This window comes from Sorangium sp. So ce887 (genome assembly GCF_051521455.1).
Classification (GTDB): Bacteria; Myxococcota_A; Polyangia; order Polyangiales; family Polyangiaceae; genus Sorangium.
Map to the genome: position 1 here is coordinate 3,437,652 of NZ_CP150354.1, position 21,147 is coordinate 3,458,798.

Annotated in this window: 7 protein-coding genes; 4 read left to right on the plus strand and 3 right to left on the minus strand. The window is 71.2% G+C overall.

Translation table 11 applies throughout. From position 1 onward, the window contains the following. The first annotated feature begins 14 nt into the window (after positions 1-14). The 4 genes from WMF36_RS13070 (at position 15) to WMF36_RS13085 (ending at position 7,914) form a co-directional block, all read left to right on the plus strand. Positions 15-314 carry a hypothetical protein gene (locus WMF36_RS13070; RefSeq protein WP_437579920.1) on the plus strand — a complete coding sequence of 100 codons (300 nt, stop codon included), beginning with the start codon at positions 15-17 and terminating at the stop codon, positions 312-314. A 47-nt stretch (positions 315-361) separates the two neighbouring features. Continuing rightward, complete coding sequence (locus WMF36_RS13075; protein ID WP_437579921.1) at positions 362-1,162, plus strand: matrixin family metalloprotease; 801 nt, start codon at positions 362-364, stop codon at positions 1,160-1,162. 296 nt (positions 1,163-1,458) lie between these two features. Continuing rightward, on the plus strand, positions 1,459-5,577 hold the full coding sequence (locus WMF36_RS13080) for a TOMM system kinase/cyclase fusion protein (protein WP_437579922.1): 4,119 nt from the start codon (positions 1,459-1,461) through the stop codon (positions 5,575-5,577). Between the two features lie 108 nt (positions 5,578-5,685). Further along, positions 5,686-7,914, plus strand: a complete 2,229-nt coding sequence (locus WMF36_RS13085) for a glycoside hydrolase family 3 N-terminal domain-containing protein (protein ID WP_437579923.1) — start codon at positions 5,686-5,688, stop codon at positions 7,912-7,914. A gap of 63 nt (positions 7,915-7,977) precedes the next feature. On the opposite strand, the gene WMF36_RS13090 is transcribed toward WMF36_RS13085, so the two are convergent. From WMF36_RS13090 to WMF36_RS13100, 3 genes are all read right to left on the minus strand, one after another. Next, positions 7,978-8,454, minus strand: coding sequence for a hypothetical protein (locus tag WMF36_RS13090; RefSeq protein WP_437579924.1), 477 nt, complete (start codon positions 8,452-8,454; stop codon positions 7,978-7,980). Next, entirely contained in the window at positions 8,375-14,152 is a 5,778-nt protein-coding gene (locus tag WMF36_RS13095) for an nSTAND1 domain-containing NTPase (protein ID WP_437579925.1), read from the minus strand. Before WMF36_RS13095 ends, WMF36_RS13090 begins: the two co-directional genes overlap by 80 nt. 1,162 nt (positions 14,153-15,314) lie before the next feature. Continuing rightward, the gene (locus tag WMF36_RS13100; RefSeq protein WP_437579926.1) at positions 15,315-20,918 is read right to left on the minus strand and encodes an nSTAND1 domain-containing NTPase; all 5,604 of its coding nucleotides are present in this window, start codon (positions 20,916-20,918) and stop codon (positions 15,315-15,317) included. Between the last annotated feature and the right edge of the window lie 229 nt (positions 20,919-21,147).

The following is a 21,147-nucleotide window of genomic DNA, read 5'->3' on the forward strand; positions in this document are numbered from 1 at the left end:
GCGCCGGGGTCGATATGAAAGCGATCAGGCCGGAGGAGCCGCCGCGACCCTCGTTGCTGGAGGCTCACGCCGAGCTGCGGGCGCTCCTCGACCGGTCCGAGAGCTTCCGCCGTATCGAGGAGCGCCATCGCATCGAGATCGAAGGTCAAACGCTCTACCTCGTGCGGGGAGACACGCTCGGCTCGCGCGAGGATCTGCTCATCGACGCGCTCGTCCGCGGCTCCGCGCCCGAGAGCGCCGACCCGCTCAGCCGCGCGCTCTTCCTTGAGCTGCCCGGACACCTTCAGGAGGTGATCCGTGGTCTCACGCGATAGGAACCATCACCCAAGAGCCCGGGTGCTCCGGGCCAAGGAGAATCGCCATGGCCATCACCGACCCGGCCATCGCGCAGGAGGTAGGGGCGCTCAAGACGAGGCTCCCCACGTTCGAGCTCGATGGGAAGCTGATGTATGTCGCGGAGGGCGACCTCCTGCTGGAAGAGGAGCAGCTCGCCGACTACGTGCCTCACGCCGCCAACGTGGAGCCGCCGAACCTGGACGCCGGCCCCGGAGGGGAGGGGCTGGTGGGCATCCTGCAGAACGGCAGGCCGGTGCGCTGGCGTCCGGGGTTCGTGATCACGTACTGCGTGCTCAGGGCGACCTTCCGGGACGAGAGCCAGTACGCGACGGTGCGCGCCAACATGCTGACGGCCACGCGCGACTGGGAGGAGACCTGCGGCGTGTCGTTCCGCCACGTGGCCGAGCTCGACGGGAGCACGACCCGCCCCGCAGAGGTCGTGTTCCCGGTGCGGCTCAACCTCTCCGGCGGGGATTTCATCGCCGCGGCCTTCTTCCCGAACGACCCGGTCGGGAGAAGGCAGATCCTGATCAATCCCTCGTACTTCTCGCCCTCGCTCGGGTTCAACGCCGTCGGCGTGCTCCGGCACGAGCTGGGTCACGTCCTCGGCTTCCGGCATGAGCACATCCGGAGCGGCGCTCCGCCCGTCTGCCGCCGGGAGGACACGTCGCAGACGATCGACCTCACGGCCTACGATCCCAGGTCGGTGATGCACTATTTCTGCGGCGGCGTGGGGAACCCCGAGCTCGAGATCACCGAAGTCGACGTGCAGGGGTCGCAGCGGGTGTACGGCATGCCGCTCTCCAGCTTCCGCCTGGTGGCCTGAAGGCCGGGGCGCGCACCGGCGCGGCGCCGACATCGCCCCTGAGCTCCTGAGCGGCGCCGGCCTCGTCCGGTGACGTGCCCTCTCCAGCGCGGCTGCCTGCGGCGCGCTCCCCGGGCGGCCGCGGCGCTCTTGCGCTGCGCGCCACTGGCGATCGGGGCAAGATGACACAAGCCACCGTGAGCCGGCGCCTCTCGCCGGATCGCCGCCGCGGGGCGGCGGGCGCCGGTTGCCCGTGCTTCGTCTCAGGCCAGCTGGGCGGCCTGCCGAGGTGCGAGCGGCACGGCGGGACACGAGCCATGAGCAGCCGCAGCGGGGAGAAGGTCGTCGGAGAGGTTCGATTCCATGGGGACTACGAGGTCCTGTCCAGGATCGGCGCCGGGGGGTTCGGCGTCGTCTACAAGGCGCGGCAGGTCGCGACGGGCCAGCTGGTCGCGGTCAAGGTCCTGAAGGTCGGCGGCCGGGAGGGAACGGCGGCCACGAAGCGCGTCGCGCGCTTCCAGCGGGAGATGCGGCTGGGCGCGCTCCTGCACCACACCAATATCGTCGGGCTCATCGACTCGGGGCAGACGCGCGACGGGCAGATCTACCTCGTGTTCGAGTTCGTCCCGGGCAAGGATCTCAAGGAGGTCCTGCGCCAGGAGGGGACGCTCGATCCGCAGGAGGCACGCCACCTCATGCTCCAGGTCCTCGACGCGCTGTCGGCCGCGCACGCCCAGGGGATCACGCACCGGGATCTGAAGCCCTCCAACATCATGATCCTGCCGACCGGCGCCCGGCGAAACGCGCTCGTACTCGACTTCGGGATCGGCGCGATCGCCGAGGACATCGGGATCGCGGGCGAGGCCGACCTCACCAGCGATGACGAGATGCTGGGCACCCCGGCGTACGCGGCGCCCGAGCAGCTTCAGGGGCACGTCGCGACGCCCCGCGCCGATCTCTTCGCCTGGGGGCTCGTCTTTCTGGAGTGCCTGACGGGACGTCCGGTCTTCGCCGGGCGGCGGGTGGCCGAGGTGCTGTCCAGGCAGCTCGGCTCCGAGCCGGTCCCCGTGCCCGCCGCGTTGCTCCGCCATCCCGTCGGTCAGCTGCTGTCGCGCGTGCTCGTCAAGGAGGTCGAGGCGCGCAACGTCACCGCCAAGGGGCTGCTGAGAGAGCTCGAGGTGTGCGCGGTGAGCGACCTCCCGCGGGGACTGCTCTCCGGGCCGGAGGTCGAGCCGGGCGCCGCTGCCCGCCCGGGGCAGGAGGCGGCGGCGACGGGCGCCCGCCGCGAGCCGCCGACGGAGCCCCGCGTTCCGCGGGAAGCCGCAGGGGAGCGCCGGGTGCTCACGGCGGTGTGCTGCTCGCTGCAGGTGTCCGCGCCCGAGCCGCAACGCCTCGATGTCGAGGAGCGGGACGAGCTCCTCCGCGTGCACCAGGAGATCTGCGCCGACGTCGCCCGGCGTTTCCAGGGGACCGTCGCCGGCGTGCTCGGCGAGCGGGTGCTGCTCTGCTTCGGCCACCCGGTCGCGGGCGAGGACGACGCCGAGCGCGCCGCCCGCTCGGCGCTGGAGATCGCGGCGAGGATCGGCGGGCTGAGCCTCCGCCTCGAGGCCGAGCGCCGGCTCAGCGTGGGGGTGCAGCTCGGCGTGCATACGGGGCTCGTGGTCGTCCCCGAGGGCGGCGACGCGAGCACCGTCGGCTCGGGGGCCCTCATGGGGACGACGGCGAGCGTCGCTGCGCACCTGAGCGGGATCGCTCAGCCGGGGGCGGTGCTCGTCAGCGGGGACACGTGCCGCCTGCTCCGCGATCGCTTCGTGCAGGAGGCGCTCGGCGTTCGCCAGCTCGGGGGCGGCGCCGGTCCGATCGAGGTCCATCGCATCGAGGGCGAGCGCCCGGCGTTCGCCGCGGTCGAGCCGCCGCCGATGTTCGGGCGGACGCACGAGCTGGCCCTCCTCTCGCAGCGCTGGAGCCGTGTCCGGGAGGGCTTCGGCCAGAGCGTCTTCATCACCGGGCAGCCGGGGATCGGTAAATCGCGCCTGGCGATGGAGCTCTACCGCGCGATCTCCGGAGAGGCGCATTCCTGGATCGAGTGCCGCTGCGCGCCCGAGGACCACAACAGCGCGCTCCGGCCCATCATCGAGGCGCTGGAGCAGATGGCCGACATCGAAGAGCGGCAGGCGCCCGAGGAGAGGGCCGGCAAGCTGAGCGAGCTGCTCACGGCGCACGGCTTCAGCGTGAGGGACACGATGCCGCTGCTCGCGTCGCTGCTCTGCATTCCGCCGGGCGACGGCTCCGCGCCGCTCGACCTGGCTCCGCAGCGCCAGAAGGAGCTGACGCTGGGCGCGCTGGTGTCGCTGCTGATCGAGACCGCGGAGCGGCGGCCGGCGCTGTTCCTGCTCGAAGATCTGCAGTGGGCGGACCCGACCACGCTCGAGCTCCTGACGCGGCTCTTGCCCGAGGTGCCGACGGCCCGAATCTGCGTGCTGCTCACCGCCCGCCCCGAGTTCTCTCCGCCGTGGCCGCTCTCCGGCACGCTGCAGATCCAGCTCAGCCAGCTGGAGAGCTGCCATGTCACGGCGCTGATCGCGAGCCTCGCCGCGGGCAAGGAGCTCCCTCCTGCGGTCGTCCAGCGGGTGATCGAGCAGGCCGACGGCGTGCCGCTCTTCGTCGAGGAGCTCACGCGAGCGGTCCTCGAGTCGGGCGCGCTGGACGTCCACGCCGATGGCAAGGATCGGGATACGCTCGAGCGGTCGTGCTGCGAGCTGTCGATTCCGACCACCCTCCGGGCGTCGCTCACGGCGCGCCTGGATCGGCTGGGGCACGCCAGGGAGACGGCGCAGCTCGCCTCGGCCCTGGGCCGCGAGTTCAGCGGGAAGGTGCTGGCCGAGATCAGCGCGATCGGCGAGGCCGCGGTCCAGGAGAACCTCGACCGGCTCGTCGCTGCGGACATCCTGTTCTTGAGGCGGCGGGCGCGGCAGTCGACTTACGTGTTCAGGCACGCCCTTATCCGGGACGCGGCGTACGAGTCGTTGCCGAAGCGGGCGCGCCAGCGCGCGCACGCGCGCATCGCGCGGGTGCTGGAAGGGCGCTTCCCCGAGACGGCCGTGGAGCGGCCGGGGCTCCTCGCGATGCACCACGCGAAGGCCGAGCAGAAGCGGGAGGCGATCGCCTACGGGCGGGTGGCGGCGCGGGGCGCGCTCCGTCGGTCGATGAACGCGGAGGCGGTCGGGTATGCCCTCCAGGCGATCTCCTGGCTGGACGCCCTCGGGGACCCGCGCGAGCGCGCCGAGGCGGAGCTCGAGCTCAACCAGATCATGATCTCCGCCGTGGCGTCGATCCGGAGCTTCGCGGCGGAAGAGGTCGAGTCGGCGACGCGGCGCTCTCAGCTGCTCCTCGAGCGCGCCGGCGACGGGCCGCACGCCCTCACGACGCTGTGGGCGCGGTTCAACCACCACTGGAAGCGGGGCAACGCCGATCTGGCGTACGCGCTGGCGCAGCAGTACGTCGCGCTGAGCGACCGCTCCGGCGACGCGCAGCACAGGGTCGCAGCCCACCTGGCGCTGGGATCGTCGTTCCTCATCGCTGCGCGGTTCGACGAGGCGCAGGCCGCCCTGGAGCGCGCCGCCGCGCTGTACGACCCCGCTCAGCACCGCGAGTCCGCGTTCGTGTTCGGCTTCGATCTCGCGGTCGGCGCCCAGGCCGCGCTCGGGGCGGTCCTCTGGTCGAGGGGTTACCTGGACCGATCCGCGGCATGGCTGAACAGCGCGGAGGCCATCGCCGGGGCGCTGCGACACGCGAACAGCACCTGCTTTCTGCTCGTTCACTCGGCCTCCGTGCACCATGGCCGGCGGGACCGCGATGCGGTCAGGCGCGCAGCGCAGCAGCTCCTCGAGATAGCGGAGCCCCTCGGCCTCACGCAGTGGCTGCTGCACGGCGGGCTCCTGCAAGCGTGGATTGACCGGGATGTGGAGAGGGCGGATCGGCTGCTCGCGGACATGCGCGCGGCCGGCATGGAACAGCCCTATCCCCGCTGGAGCTCCCTCGCCGCCGAGTCGGAGATGGATCTCGGCCGGTTCGACGCGGCGCTGGCCCGGCTCGACCGGTGCCTCCTCGTGGCCGGGGTCGTCAAGGAGCTTCGCTACCTCGCGGAGCTCCACCGGCTGAAGGGTGACTGCCTGCGCTGCCTGGGGGACGAGCGCGCGGCCGAGCGCAGCTACCGCGAGGCGATCGAGCTCTCGAGGCGCCAGGGCGCGCGGCCCACCGCGCTGCGAGCGTCGCTCCACCTGGCGCGGCTGCTCGACGAGGAGGGGCGAGCCGGCGAGATCCGCGACGTGCTGGGGCGAGCGCTCGACGGCTTCCCCGAGGGGCGTGGGTGGAGCGAGCTTGTCGCCGCGGAGGCGATGATGTGCGAGGTGGCGCTCAAGCTCTCGGCGGCGTGAGCCTCAGTCCTGATCTCCGAGCGATGCACGGTGCACGGTAAGAGGCCCGATCTTGCTCCGACGGTCGGACCTGTTATCGTGCGCCCTCCATCCCGATCAGGAGAACTCATGAGCGACGCTCCCCTTTACAAAGACGCCAAGCAACCCGTGGGCAAGCGGGTGGAAGACCTCCTGAGTCGGATGACCCTGGACGAGAAGGTCGGCCAGCTCATGCAGCTGGACGCGCAGGGAGATCTGGAGGACGCGATCGGGCGCATGAAGGTCGGCAGCCTCCTGCACTGCAACGGGAAGGACGCGGACGCGGCGATAAGGCGCGCGCTGGGCACCCGGCTCGGCATTCCGGTGCTGATGGCCGACGACGGGATTCATGGTCACTCGTTCTGGGCGGGCGCCACGATCTTCCCGACGCAGCTCGGCATGGCGTGCAGCTGGGACACGGGCCTTCTGGAGAAGGTCGCCCGGGTCACCGCCGCCGAGATGCGGGCGACCGGGCTCAAGTGGACGTTCTCTCCTGTCCTGTGCCTGACGCGTGATCTTCGCTGGGGCAGGGTGGGGGAGACGTTCGGCGAGGATCCCTACCTCATCGGCGAGCTCGCGTGCGCGATGATCAAGGGCTATCAGGGCAAGGGCCTCGACGATCCGGACGCGGTGCTGGCCACGGCCAAGCACTACGCGGGCTACTCGGAGACGCTGGGCGGCCGTGACGCGTCGGAGGCGAACATCTCGCGGCGCTACCTGCGCTCGTATTTCCTGCCGCCCTTCGAGAAGGCCGCGCAGAGCGGCTGCATGGCGTTCATGACAGGATATCAGTCCATGGACGGGATACCGGCCACCGCCAACCGCTGGCTCCTGACCGAGGTCCTCAAGGAAGAGTGGGGCTTCGAGGGGATCGTCGTGACCGACTGGAACAACGTGGGGAATCTCGTGCTCGATCAGAAGGTCTGCGAGGACATGGCCGAGGCGGCCACGGTGGCGATCCGGAGCGGCAACGACCTGATGATGGCGACCCCGGAGTTCTACGAGGGGGCGCAGGAGGCGGTGCGCCGCGGGCTCTTGGCCGAGGCCGAGATCGACGCGGTGGTGCGGCGCGTCCTCTCGCTCAAGATCTCCCTCGGGCTCTTCGAGGACCCCGGGTACAGCAGCGAGCGGCGGATCAAGGAGATCATCGGGTGCGCGGCCCACCGGGAGCTCAACCTGGAGGTGGCGCGGGCGTCGCTCGTGCTGCTGAAGAACGACGGCCTCTTGCCGCTCGCGGACGGCGCGGGGTCCCCGGCGGCGAGCGACGCCGCTCGCGGGGCGGGCGCGGCGCCGGGGCCCTTGCGGCGGATCGCGGTGATCGGACCCAACGCGGACGACCCGATCGCCCAGCTGGGCGACTGGTCGCTCGGGTCGGGCCAGATGAGCGGCGGCAACGGTCCCCAGCACCCGCGCTCGAGCATCGTCACGATCGTGGAGGGGATACGGGAGCTCGCGCCCTCGGGGTGCGAGGTGGTCCATGCTGCGGGCTGCTCGATCGTCAGCGAGGACGAGTCGGGCATCCCCGCGGCGGTCGAGCTGGCCCGGGGCGCCGACGTGGTGGTCCTGGTCCTGGGGGATCGGATCGAGCTCATCGGCGAGACGAAGAGCACGGCGACCCTGGAGCTCATGGGCGGGCAAAGGGCTCTGGCGGACGCGATCGCCAGGACGGGCGTGCCCACGGTCGTGGTCCTCGTCAACAGCAAGCCGCTGGTGATGCCGCGCTCGGTGCTCGGCACGTCGGCCATCGTCGAGGCGTTCAATCCGGGGATGATGGGCGGGCGGGCGGTGGCCGAGGCGCTGTTCGGGCGGATCAACCCCTCGGGCAAGCTGACGATCTCGTTCCCCTACCACGTGGGCCAGCAGCCGGTGTTCTACAACCAGGCCCGCGGCCAGCACGGGAGCCGCTACGCCGACCTCACGCAGGAGCCGGCGTTCGCGTTCGGCTTTGGCCTGAGCTACACGCGCTTTGCGTACGCCGACCTGAAGGTCCTGACGCCCAGCGTGGGGCGAGACGGCGTGGCCTCCTTCGAGGTGACGATCACCAACGCTGGAGAGCGCGAGGGGGTCGAGATCGCCCAGCTGTACATCGAAGATCGGGTGACGTCGTCCACGTGGGCTCTGAAGGAGCTCAAGGCGTTTCGCCGCCTGCGCCTGGCCGCGGGCGAGGCGCGCACGGTGCGGTTCGACGTCCCCGCCTCGGCGCTGTCCTTGATCGACGCCGAGGGGCGCCGCGTGGTGGAGCCGGGGGAGTTCCGCGTCCACATCGGCTCGTCGTCCCGGCCACAGGACCTGCTGAGCGCCGGCTTCGCCGTGGCGTAGAGCATGCGGGCGGAGGCCGCCGGCGGTGCGAAAATCCGCTGGGACGAGAAAAACTGTCCCTGGCTAGCGCCGCCTCGTGCTCTCCGGCGGTACCCTGGGCATGGCGGCCTCCGCCGGCTGGCCGCCGAGGTCCTGCGGCGTGGGCAGGTACTCGAGCGTCACCCAGGTCTCGCCCTCCGCCGCCCGCATCGACCCGCGGTACAGGTGGTAGTCCACGGCCTCGAACGTGGCCGAAACGGCTTCGGCCGCGGCGCCCGGCGCGGGGGCGAACGTGCTCTCGAACCGGAAGCTGCGGTGATCGATCGGGGTCACCACCCCCTCGATGCGCCGGGGCTCCCAGAGGCTCTCGAGCCGCCGCCCGCCGCCGCCCGGATCGGTGATCCGGCACGGGAGCCGCGGCTCCTCGCGCTCGCCGTGGTGGAACCGGCAGAAGAACTCGCCGACCCGACCCAGGTTGGGATCACCGGTCGGCCGAGTCGCTCGGACGGACAGCCGGTTCTGGTCGGGTCTCCGGGGTAGCGGCGCGAGCCTCCTCGACACGGCGCAGGCAGGCGTCTCGGTTCGCTCGGGCCATGGGCTCGGGCACGCGAAGGAGCTCTATCCTCCGCTCGACGGGCATGCAGTAGGTGGTCGCGGTCCACAGCTTCGGGTCGTCGACGCCGCGGAGCGGCTCGAGGTCGGTCCACACCCGCACGAGCTTGTCGTCGGACGCGGTGACGATGCGCTTGCCATCCGGGCTGAAGGCCACCGCATTGACCGGAGAGTCGGAGCCGCGGAGGACCACCAGGGGCTCGCCCGTGCCATCGGCGTTCCACACCCGCGTCGTCTTGTCCTGGGAAGTGGTGACGATGCGCTTGCCATCGGGGCTGAACGCCGCCCCCAGGACCCAATGCTCGTGACCGCGGAGGACCAGGGGCTCGCCCGTGCCGTCGGCATTCCAGACCCGTGCGGTCTTGTCGTAGGACACCGTGATGACGCGCTTGCCGTCAGGGCTGAACGCCGCGGAGTAGACCCCACCCTCGTGGCCGCGAAGGACCAAGGGCTCGCCCGTTCCATCGGCGTTCCACACCCGCGCGGTGTTGTCGTACGACGCCGTGACGATGCGCTTGCCGTCAGGGCTGAACACCGCGGAGTAGACCCCAGCCTCGTGGCCGCGCAGGACCAGGGATTCGCCCGTTCCATCGGCGTTCCACACCCGTGCGGTCCTGTCTCCCGACGCGGTGACGATGCGGTTGCCATCGGGGCTGAACGCCGCCGAATAGGTTCGATCCTTGTGAACACGAAGGACCAGGGGCTCGCCCGTTCCATCGGCGTTCCACACCCGCACGGTCTTGTCCGCCGACGCGGTGACGATGCGCTTGCCGTCGGGGCTGAACGCCGCCGAGTGGACCCGCTCCTGGTGACCGCGAAGCACCAGGGGCTCGCCCGTCCCATCGGCGTTCCACACCCGCGCGGTCTTGTCATAGGATGCGGAGACAATGCGCCTGCCATCCGGGCTGAATGCCGCCCCCAGCACTCCATTCTCGTGGCCACGGAGGCGCAGCGGCTCGCTCGTGACGTCGGCGTTCCACACCCGCGCGGTCTTGTCATAGGACGCGGTGACGATGCGCTTGCCGTCGGGGCTGAACGCCGCCGACACGACCGCTTCTTCGTGACCACGAAGGAGCAGCGGCTCGCCCGTGCCGTCGGCGTTCCATACCCGCGCGGTCTTGTCATAGGACGCGGTGACAATGCGCTTGCCGTCGGGGCTGAACGCCGCCCAGTAAACTGCATCCTCGTGGCCGCGAAGGACCATGGGCTTGCCCGTGCCGTCGGCGTTCCAGACCCGTGCGGTCTTGTCGTAGGACGCGGTGACGATGCGCTTGTCATCGGGGCTGAACGCCGCCGAGTAGACCACTCCCTGGTGGCCGCGAAGGACGATGGGCTCGCCCGTGCCGTCGGCGTTCCACACCCGCGCGGTACCGTCCTGCGACGCGGTGACGATGCGCTTGCCATCGGGGCTGAACGCCGCCGAAAAGGCCCCGTCCTCGTGGCCGCGGAGGACGAGGGGCTCGCCTGTACCATCAGCGTTCCACACCCGCGCGGTCCTGTCCCGTGCCGCAGTGACGATGCGCTTGTCGTCGGGGCTGAACGCCGCCGAGTAGACCACTCCCTGGTGGCCGCGAAGGACGATGGGCTCGCCCGTGCCGTCGACGTTCCACACCCGCACGGTCCTGTCCCATGATGCGGTGACGATGTGCCTGCCGTCGGTGCTGAAGGCGGCCGAAGCGACCAGATCGTCGTGACCACGAAGGACGATGGGCTCGCCCGTGCCATCGGCGTTCCACACCCGCACGGTCTTGTCCCATGACGCGGTGACGATGCGCTTGCTGTCGGAGCTATAGCGCGCATGCATGACCGCATCCGGATGGTTGAGCACCGCGCGAGCGATCCCGCTGTGCAGCGCCGACCGCGCCAGGACGTCCCACCCTCGCGGCACATTGGGCGGCTCGACCTCGCGCAGGATCGCGACCACGGTCGTGGAATCGGCTTGCAGCTCGCGGGCCGTGGCCATGCGGGTCGCGTTGCGCGCCTCCCGGGCTTCGACCAGCGCGCGAGCCGCCTCCTGGTCGGCGCGCATGGCCTGCTGATTGGCGCGCGTGGCCTGCTGATTGGCACGGATCGCCAGGCACGACACGATGACCGCGATCGCGCTCAACGCGACGGCCGTGCCGACGGCGAGCCGCCGGCGCAGACGCCGCGCGTGCTCGACCAGGCCCACGACGGCCAGCAGGTATCGCTCCTCGCGCTTGCCGAGCCCGACGTGCCAATCGGCTCCCCGGTCGGCGCGACGGCGCTCGTGCCACGCCCTCGCGTCCTCCGCCGCGCGGTCGCGCCAGAGCAGCCCCTCGGCCCGACCGCTCGCCTCCCACGACTGGGCCGCGGCGCGCAGCCGGGCCAGGAACTGCGCGTCTTGCTCGCTCTCGGCGAGCCACTGGCCGAGCTTCGGCCACCTGTCGATCAAGGATTCGTGGACCAGCTCCACCGTCGTGCGATCGCGCGCGCCGCCGGTCTCCTCGTCGCTGGCCTCGATGAGCAGGAGCCGCGCGCCCGCCAGGCGCTGGACCACCTGCGCGATCGCGTCGCCGGCAGCGCCCTCGCCGTCCTGCGCCGCCTCGCGGAGCTCGTCCAGGCTCACCACCGCGCGCGTGCGCTCGGGCGTGACCAGGCGCAGGAGCACCGCCCGGGCCAGCCGCTGCTCGCGCGACGGCAGCGACGAGAGCACCGCGTCCGCGTGGGCGGACAGCGCGCCGGCGACGCCGCCGAGGTGTTCATAGCTGTCCCGCGTGAGCAGCCGGCGCTCGCGATCTCGCGCCTCCCACAGCTTCGCGGCCGTGAACTGCAAGAGCGGGAGCGGGCTCCGCGTGCCCTCCAGCGTTCCCAGCATGTGCTCGATCATCCCGGCGGTCTCGAAGCGAACCCCGGCCGCCTCGAGCGGCCGCGTCAGGGCATCGCGCAGGCCATCGCGCCCCATGGGCCGCAGGAACCAGAGCCCGTGAGTCACGTCGGTCATGAAATTGCGGTCCTCGGCCACGCGCTCGAGGAAATCCGAGCGGACGGCGAGCAGGACGCGCAGGGGCGACGACGCGTCGTCGGCCGCGCCCTCCAGACAGGCGATGAACGCCGAAAGCTCCTCGGAGGGGGCGCCGAGCGTATAGAGCTCCTCGAGCTGGTCGACGAAGAGCACGATACGGCGCCTTTTCCCTTCATGGCGACAGCGCGCGCGAAGCCGGGCGCCCAGGACACCTGGCTGGGTGCGCAAGGTGGCGACCAGCGCGTCATGATCGGGGAGCTCGGGAGCGCCCGTCGCTGCCCCGCTCCCCGCCGTCGCCCCAGGCGTGGACTCCGCCTCGGCGACCTGCACGAGCACATCGGCGAGCGCGGACAGCGGGCGGCGCCCCGGCCGCAGGATGAACGCCTCCCAGCGGTCCTCGGCTCCCTTCAAGGCGGGGATCACGCCCGCGCGCACGAACGACGACTTGCCCGCCCCGGAGGGGCCGGCGATGACGAGGAGCTGCTGGCTCCGCACCCGCCTCGTCATGGCGGCGATGTCCCGATCGCGGCCGAAGAAGCGCGCGGCGTCCGCCTCCTGGAAGGCGGACAGGCCGGCGAACGGGCTCTCGTCCTCGCCCAGCAGGAGCGCCCTCCGGCCGGGCAGGAGCGCCTCGAGCTCGGCGAGGAGCTCCCTGGCCGAGCCGATGCGCTCGGCCTTGCGCTTCTTCAGGCAGCGGTCCACGAGGGCGCCGAGCGCGCCCACGTCCGGGCGCCTCTCGCTCAGGCTGGGCATGGGGACATCGACGTCGACGATGGTCGAGAGCCGCGCGGACGAGAACGGGTGCAGCGGGTGCTCCCCCGTGAGCAGCTCGTAGAGCAGGATGCCCACGGCCCAGAGGTCGGTGCAACAATCCACGTCGCTGCCCAGCAATTGCTCGGGCGACATGTACCCCGGCGTGCCGACGATCGCGCTCTTCCGGTGCCGGCCGGCGTCTCCGGCGAGCGCCGCCCGCGCGCTCCTGACCGAGGCGACCACGCTCGCGTCGAGCCGCTTGGCGAGGCCAAAGTCGAGCACCTTGATGCACCCGGCGTCGTCCATGCGGATGTTCTCCGGCTTGAGATCGCGGTGCACGATCCCGAGGTCGTGCGCGCAGACCAGCGCGCGAACGACAGGCACCATGACGTCGATCACGGTGCGGGCCGCCCGCGGGCCAGGCGGTAACTGGGCGGCCGGCGACCCGGGCGCGCTGGGTTGCTCGCGCTGGGCCATCCATTCGCGCAGCGAGCGGCCCTTGATGTACTCGAGCACGAGGTAGGGACATCCACGGATCTCGTCGACCTCGTGGATGACCACGATGTTCTCGTGCCTGCAGCGCGCCGTGGCCCGCGCCTCGTCCAGGAAGCGCTCGACCCTCTGCCCGGTGTAACGGAGGAGGAGCTTGATCGCGACCAGGCGGCCGAGCCTCGTGTCGCGGGCCAGGTACACGACCCCCATGCCGCCCTGGCCCAGCTTGCGGATGATCTCGTAGTGCTTGAGGACGTCGCCGGCCTTCAGGTGCATGCGGCCCGCGATGGGCTCCGCCGGCGCCCCCGCATCACCGGTCCGGAGAGGCACGGCGTCGCGCGCTTGCCCGCTGGATGTGGGGCTGGCCGGGACCTCGGCGAGCGCGCGCGCGGGCTCCTCGCCGGAGGTCCCGGGCGCGCCCAGGTCGTCAGGGTGGATCGCCGCCTCCCGTCCCGAGGCGGTCAGGGCGCGGCCGGCGGCCTCCACGCTCTTCGCTCCGGCGCCGCTCGGCGCGGCGTCCAGGATCAGGTCCTCCCGGCGGAGCCCGGCCACCTCGCAGGCGTCGAGCTCGCGCAGCAGGCCGTCCGCCGTGCCGGCCCGCGCCGCGACCTCCTCGAGCGTCGCCCGTCGCAAGATGGCCCCGAGCGGGTGATCGAGGAGCGCGCGCGGGATCCGGCCGGGCTCGCCGCCTTCCGGCGTGAGAGCGTCTCCGTCCGGAGACACTCTGCAGGCTGCCCGCCTGCCCGTGAGGCACTCGAGGAACACGAGCCCCCACGCGTACAGGTCCGAGCGCGTTATCGGCGCGAACCCCCGGCGCTGCTCGGGCGCCGCGTAGGCCTGCGCGCCGACGAGCTCGGTGCCGGAGGCGTGCGCTCCGTCCTCTCCGCCGCGCGCTCCGGCGGCGACCGCGGCGAAGCCGAAGCCGAACAGCAGCGCGCTCCGCTCTGCCCCCGAGGGCACGACCATCACGTGGGCCGGCCTGACGTCCCCGTGGACCATGCCCTGCCGGTGCGCGCAGGCCAGCGCGTCGAGGACCTGCCTCATCAGGCGTCGCGCCTCCTGCGGCTCGAGCGCGCCGTGGACCGACAGCAGCTCGGCCAGGCTCTGCCCGGGCGCGCGCTCGAACACGGCATAGAGCTGCCCCTCGTCCGTCTGTCCCGCGTCGATGAGCCGGACGATGTTGGGATGGCGGAGCCGCGCGCAGCGGTCCATCTCCCGCAGGAAGCGCGCGCGGCGGCGTCGCGCGATGCCCCCGGAGACCCCCTCCGGGAGGATGCGTACGACCTCGAGGACGACGGGCTGCCCACCCGCGATCTGCAGCCCGTGATAGATCGCGGCGTGGGGGGTCTCCCAGGGCGAGGAGAGGATCTCGTAGCGGCCCTGGAACAACGTCCTTGGAGCGAGGGTCACCTGGTTCATCATGGCCCCTCCGGTCGCGGCGCCTCGCGTGGCAGCTGCGGGCGAAACGCCCTCATCACGGGAACATCGGGTCAACGCGCCCATCCCGCGGTCGAGCCCATCCCGCGCCTGCCGGGAGAGCTCGACGAGGTGGCCGGCCCGATGCTCGGGCAGCCAGCCTCGCTGCCCTATCGCTTCTTCTTCGGGCAGCCAACCTCGCTGCCCATCGCTTCTTCTATAGAGTCGTCTCCGCCCCTCGTCCGGCACAAGCGTGTACCCGGCGCACCTCACGGCGCGCGTGCCGCCAGCCGCCCTGCCGGACGAGCATGGCATCAAGCCAGCTGGCGAAGGGAGCGGATGCAGAGGGCGCCTGGGGCAGAACGCGCGCGGCGCAGCGCAGCGGGCGCTCCGGCCTGGCCTTGTGGCGTCAGCCGCTGCAGGACTAGTACTTCGTTCCCTAAGTTCGTCCCGGGGGTCCGAGACGTCATATCTGCGCGAAAGCATGAGGCTTTCTGGCCGCGATAACCCGGGAGGAACTTAGGGAACGCTGTACTAGGCCGCTCGGCGTGCCCTGCCCGGTCCCGCTTCGCTCTCGCCTCGTGCGCTGCCGCCCTCGCCTCGCCGCCGCGCGTGCGACGGCGGGGCTCTTCTTCGTCGCCGGCCTGACCCTCGGCGCGCAGGGCCGCGCCGAGGCCCCGAGGCTCGATCGAGGCGGTCGCCGGCGCCGGAGGGCAGGGGGCGAACCCGGACGTGCTGGGCTCCGGCGGAGACGACGGGGAGGAAGGGGAGTCGCGGGGTTTCCGCCGTGAGGGCGTAGGGCGGCGCGAGAGGGGAGGCGGAACGGGGAGGTCGCGATGGGGTGGGGCAGCCTCGCGAGGGGGGGCGGGTGGGTCGGGACCGAAACGGGAGGCCTCGGAGGGGGAGGCGGGGAGGTCGCGACGTGGCGGAGCGGCCTCGCGAGGGGGGGCGGGTCGGTCTGAAACCGAAACGGGAGGCCTCGGAGGGGAGGCGGGGAGGTCGCGACGTGGCGGAGCGGCCTCGCGAGGGGGGTCGGGTCGGTCTGAAACCGAAACGGGCGGCCTTGGAGGGGGCGCGAGGAGGTCGCGACGCGGCAGCGTGCCATGGGCGAGGGGGGCGGCGGATCCGAGACCGGAATGGATGGCCACCGAAGGGCGGAAACAGCTCACCGCTGCTCCCGGGCCGCCGCGCGGGCCTCTTCGACGCGGCGCAGGCAGGCTTCCCGGTCGGCTCGAGCCATGGCCTCGGGCACGCGGAATAGCTCTATCCTCCGCTCGATGGGCATGCAGTAGGTGGTCGCGGTCCACAGCCTCGGGTCGTCGACGCCGCGGAGCGGCTCAAGATTGGTCCACACCCACGCGATGTTGTCGTGCGATGCGGTGACGATGCGCGCGCCATCCGGGCTGAACGCCGCGGTTTCGACCGGGGAATCGGAGTTGACAAGCACCAAAGGCTCGCCCGTGCCATCGGCATTCCACACCCGCGCGGTCGTGTCCTGGGACGCAGTGACAATGCGCATGCCGTCGGGGCTGAACGACGCCGCGTTGACCCAATGCTCGTGACCACGAAGGACGATGGGCTCGCCCGTGCCGTCGGCGTTCCACACCCGCGCGGTCTTGTCCTGTGACGCGGTGACGATGCGCTGACCGTCACGGCTGAACGCTGCTGCAACGACGATACTTTCGTGACCACGAAGGACGATGGGCTCGCCCGTGCCGTCAGCGTTCAGCACCTGCGCGGTCTTGTCCCAAGACGCGGTGACGATGCGCTTGCCGTCAGGGCTGAACGCCGCCGCAGCGACCGGAGCGTCGTGACGACGAAGGACGATGGGCTCGCCCGTGCCATCGGCGTTCCACACCCGCACAGTCTTATCCTGGGACGCACTGACAACACGCTTGCCGTCAGGGCTGAACCCTGCCCCCCAGACCTGATGCTCATGGCCACGGAGGATCAGAGGCCTGCCACGACCATCGGCCTTCCATACCCGAACGGTCTTGTCCTTTGAAGCGGTGACGATGCGCTTGCCGTCGGGGCTGAACGCCGCCGCCGCGACCGGAGCCTCGTGACCACGAAGGACGAGGGGCTCGCCCGTGCCATCGGCATTCCACACTCGCGCGGTGTTGTCCGATGAGGCAGTGACGATGCGCTTGCCGTCGGGGCTGAACGCCGCCGAAACGATCTCATCGAGATGGCCACGAAGTCCCAGTGGTTCTTGCTTGCCGTCGGTCTTCCAGATCCGAACGGTCTTGTCGTGGGACGCGGTGACAATGCGCTTGCCGTCGGGGCTGAACACCGCGCTGAAGACCCCATCCTCGTGACCACGAAGGATCAGGGGCTCGCCCGTGCCATCGGCGTTCCATACCCGCACGGTCTTGTCCCATGACGCGGTGACAATGCGCCTGCCATCAGGGCTGAACGCTGCCGAGAAGACTAGATCCTCGTGACCGTGAAGGACCAGGGGCTCGCCCGTGCCATCGGCGCTCCACACCCGCGCGGTGCCGTCTCCTGACCCGGTGACAACACGCTTGCCGTCGGGACTGAACGCCGCCGAAAAGACATCCGCCGCATGACCACGACGGACGAGGGGTTTGCCCGTGCCATTGGCATTCCATACTCGCGCAGTCTTGTCGATTGACGCAGTGACAATGTGCTTGCCGTCGGGGCTGAACGCCGCATCAAAGAGCCCTGCCTTGTGACCACGAAGGACGAGGGGCTTGTCCGTGCCATCGACGTTCCATACCCTTGCGGTACCGTCGTGCGACGCGGTGACAATGTGCTTGCCATCAGGGCTGAATGCACCCGAAAAGACGCCGTCCTCGTGATCGCGTAGGTCCAGCGGCTTGCCCGTGCCATCGGCATTCCACACGCGCGCGGTACCGTCATGCGACGCGGTGACAATGCGCTTGCCGTCGGGGCTGAACGCCGCAGAACGGACCCCGTTCTGGTGACCCCGAAGGATCAGGGGCTCGCCCGTGCCATCGGCGTTCCACACGCGCGCGGTACCGTCATCCGACGCGGTGACAATGCGGCTGCCGTCGGGGCTATAGTCTGCATGCCTGACTCCATCCGGATGGATGAGCACCGCCCAAGCGAGCCCGCTGTGTAGAGCCCAGCGCGCGAGTACGGACCACCCTCGCGGCACATCGGGTGGCTCGATTTCGCGCAGGATCGCGAGCACTGTCGTGGGATCGGTTTGCAACTCGCGCGCCGCGGCCATGCGGGTGGCGTTGCGCGCTTGCAGTGCTTCGGCTCGCGCACGACCCGCCTCCTGGTCGGCGCGCATTGCTTGCTGCTCGGCGCGCGTTGCTTGCTGCTCGGCCCGCGTGGATTGCCGGTCGGCGCGAATCGCCAGGTACGACACCATGATCGCTACCGCGCCGAGCGTGGCAGTCACGCCTGTGGTGAGCCGCCGGCGCAAGCGGCGCGCGCGGTCGGCGTGGTCCACGACGGCCAGCAGATAGCGCTCTTCGCGCCTGCTGAGCCCGACGCGCCCATCGGCTCCGCGGGCAGCGCCGCGGCGCTCGTGCCACGCCCTGGCGTCCTGCGCCGCGCGATCGCGCCAGAGCAGCCCCTCGGCCTGGCCGCTCGCCTCCCACTGCTGAGCGGCGGAGCGCAGCCGCGCCAGGAACTGCGCATCTTGCTCGCTCTCGGCGAGCCACTGCCCGAGCTTCGGCCACCTCTCGATCAAGGACTCGTGGACCAGCTCCACCGTCGCGCGATCGCGCGCACCGCCGGTCTCCTCGCCAGTTTCGATGAGCAGGAGCCGCGCGCCGGCCAGGCGCTGGACCACCTGCACGACCGCGTCGCCAGCATCGCCTTCGCCGTCCTGGGCCAGCTCGCGGAGCTCATCCAGGCTGACCACGGCACGCGTGCGCTCGGGCGTGACCAGGCGCAAGAGCACCGCCCGGGCCAGGCGCTGCTCGCGAGACGGGAGCGCCGAGAGCACCGCGTCCGCGTGGGCGGACAGGGCGCCGGCGACGCCGCCGAGCTGGTCATAGCTGTCCCGCGTCAAGACCCGGCGCGCGCGATCCCGCGCCTCCCAGAGCTGAGCGGCCGTGAACTGCAAGAGCGGCAAGGGGCTCCGCGTGCTCTCGAGCGTTCCCAGCATGTGCTCGACCATCTCCGCCGTCTCGAAGCGATGAGCGGCCTCCTCGATCGGCCTCGTCAAGGCTTCGCGCAGGCCGTCGCGCCTCATCGGCGGAAGGAACCAGAGCCCGCGGGTCGCGTCGTTCATGAAATGATGATCCTCGGCCATCCGATCGAGGAAGTCCGAGCGAAGGGCGAGCAGGACGCGCAGGGGCGACGAGGCGTCGTCAGCCGCAGCTTCCAAGCAGGCGACGAACGCCGCCCGCTCCTCGGGCGCGGCGCCGAGCGTGTAGAGCTCTTCAAACTGATCGACGAAGACCAGGATACGGTGCCCGGGTCCCGCACGGCGACAGCGCGCGCGCAGCCGGACACCCAGATAGCCCGGCTGGGTGCGCAGGGTGGCGAGCAGCTCGTCGTGATTGGGGAGCTCGGGCGAGCCCGTCGCCGCGCTGCTCGTGGACTCCGCCCCGGCGACCTGCACGAGCACATCGATGAGCGAGGACAGGGGACGGCTCCCTGGGCGCAGAACAAACGCTTCACAGCGGCCCTCGGATCCCTTCAAGGCCGGGATCACCCCCGCGCGCACGAACGACGACTTGCCTGCCCCGGAGGGCCCGGCGACGGCCAGGAGCGGCTGGTTGCGCAGCCGCGCCGTCGTGGCGGCGATCTCACGATCGCGGCCGAAGAAGCGCGCCGCGTCCGCCTCCTGGAAGGCGCACAGGCCGGCAAATGGGCTCTCCTCCTCGCGGAGGTCGAGCGCCTTTCGACCGGGCAAGAGCGCCTCGAGCTCGGCAAGGAGCTCCCTGGCCGAGCCGATGCGCTCGGCCTTTCTCTTCTTCAAGCAATGGTCGACCAGGGCGCCAAGCGCACCCACATCCGGGCGCTTCTCGCTGAGGCTGGGTATCGGAACATCGAAGCTCGCGATGTCCGAGCGCCGCGCGCGCGAGAACGGCTCCAGCGGGTGCTTCCCCGTGAGCAGCTCGTACAGCAGGATGCCCACGGCCCACAGGTCAGCGCGATGATCGACGTCCCCGCCCAGCAGTTGCTCGGGGGACATGTACCGTGGCGTGCCGGCAGCCGCGCTTCTCCGGCGCTGGCCAGCGCCTCCGGCGAGCGCCGCCCGGGCGCTCGTCATTGTCGAGACCACCTTGGCCTCGAGCTGCTTGGCGATACCGAAATCGACCACCTTGATGCATCCGGCGTCATCCAGGAGGATGTTCTCCGGCTTGAGATCGCGGTGCACGATCCCGTGCTCGTGCGCGCACACCAGCGCGCGAACCACCGGCGTCATGAGCTCGATCACGACGTTTGGCGCTCTCGGGCCGGGCGGCGTGTGGGCGCCGGGCGACCCGGGCGCGCTGGGTTGCTCGCGCTGGGCCATCCATTCGCGCAGCGAGCGGCCCTTGATGTACTCGAGCACGAGGTAGGGACATCCACGGATCTCGTCGACCTCGTGGATGACGACGATGTTCTCGTGCCTGCAGCGCGCCGTGGCCCGCGCCTCGTCCAGGAAGCGCTCGACCCTCTGGCCGGTGTAACGGAGGAGGAGCTTGAGCGCGACCAGGCGGCCGAGCCGCGTGTCGCGGGCCAAGTACACGACGCTCATGCCGCCCTGGCCCAGCTTGCGGATGATCTCGTAATGCTTGACGCGGTCGCCGGCCTCCAGGGGCATGACGCCCCTTGCGGGCCCAGCCGACGGTGGCGCAGCCGCCTCCTCCTGGGAGGGCTCAGCGTCGCCTGCTCGCTCCTCTGGCATCCGTGCCGCTGCCAGTCCCGGTGGAAGCGCGGCGCCGCCCGCTCGCTCCTCTATCCTTCTCGCGGCTCCGATCGCCAGCGCGTCCGGCTTCACCAGGTCTTCCCGGCGGAGCCCGGCCACCTCGCAGGCGTCGACCTCGCGCAGCAGGCCGTCGGCCGTGACGTCCCGCGCCGCGATCTCCTCGGCCGTCGCCCGTCGCAAGAGGGGGCCGAGCGGGTGCTCGAGGAGCGCTCGAGGCATCCTCACGGGCTCACGGCCATCTCGCTGGAGAGCCGCTCCTTCCGGCGGCCCGCCGCGGCCTGCACGCCTGCCCGTGAGGCACTCGAGAAACACGAGACCCCAGGCGTACAGGTCCGAGCGCGCCGTCGGCGGGAACCCCCGGCGCTGCTCGGGCGCCAGGTAAGCCTGCGAGCCCACGAGCTCGCGGCCGGACACGGGCGCTTCCTCCTGGCCTGCTCGCGCGACGGCGGCGACCGCGCTGAAGCCAAAGCCGAGCACCAGGGCGCTCCGCTGTGCTTCCGAGGGCACGACCATCACGTGCGCCGGCCTGAGATCCCCGTGGACGACACCCTGCCGGTGCGCGCAGCCCAGCGCGTCGAGGACCTGCCTCATCAGGTGCCGCGCCTCCGGCGGCTCGATCGGGCCTTGGGCCGACAGCAGCTCGGCCAGGCTCTGTCCGGGCACGCGCTCGAAGACAGCATAGAGCTGACCCTCGTCGGCCTGCCCCGCGTCGATGGGCCGGACGATGCCGGGATGGTGAAGCCGCGCGCAGCGGCGCATCTCCCGCAGAAATCGCGTGCTGCGACGGCGCGCCAGATCCGCGGGGCCGTCGTCCCGGGAGAGGCGCATGATCTTGAGGACGACCGGCTGCCCGCTCGCGATCTGCCGCCCCTCGTAGACGACGGCGAGCCGGCTCTCCCGGAGCAACGAGAGGATCTCGTATCGGCCCTGGAACACCGTCCGTGGAGCGAGGGTCTCCTGGTTCATCACAGCCCTTCTCGTCGCTGCCTCCTCGCGGGGCAGCCTCGGGCGAGAGATCACGCGCCGCCAGATGGCCGCGGCGATCTCGGCTGCTCAGCTCGCCCTGCGCCTCCGCCGGGGGGGGCTCGACGAGGTGGTCGGCCCGATGCCCGGGTCGACGAACCTCTGCTCCTGG

Coding starts and splice junctions, on each gene's coding strand:
- WMF36_RS13070 (WP_437579920.1), top strand. CDS start 15: ATGAAAGCGATCAGGCCGGAGGAGCCGCCGCGACCCTCGTTGCTGGAG.
- WMF36_RS13075 (WP_437579921.1), top strand. CDS start 362: ATGGCCATCACCGACCCGGCCATCGCGCAGGAGGTAGGGGCGCTCAAG.
- WMF36_RS13080 (WP_437579922.1), top strand. CDS start 1,459: ATGAGCAGCCGCAGCGGGGAGAAGGTCGTCGGAGAGGTTCGATTCCAT.
- WMF36_RS13085 (WP_437579923.1), top strand. CDS start 5,686: ATGAGCGACGCTCCCCTTTACAAAGACGCCAAGCAACCCGTGGGCAAG.
- WMF36_RS13095 (WP_437579925.1), bottom strand. CDS start 14,152: ATGAACCAGGTGACCCTCGCTCCAAGGACGTTGTTCCAGGGCCGCTAC.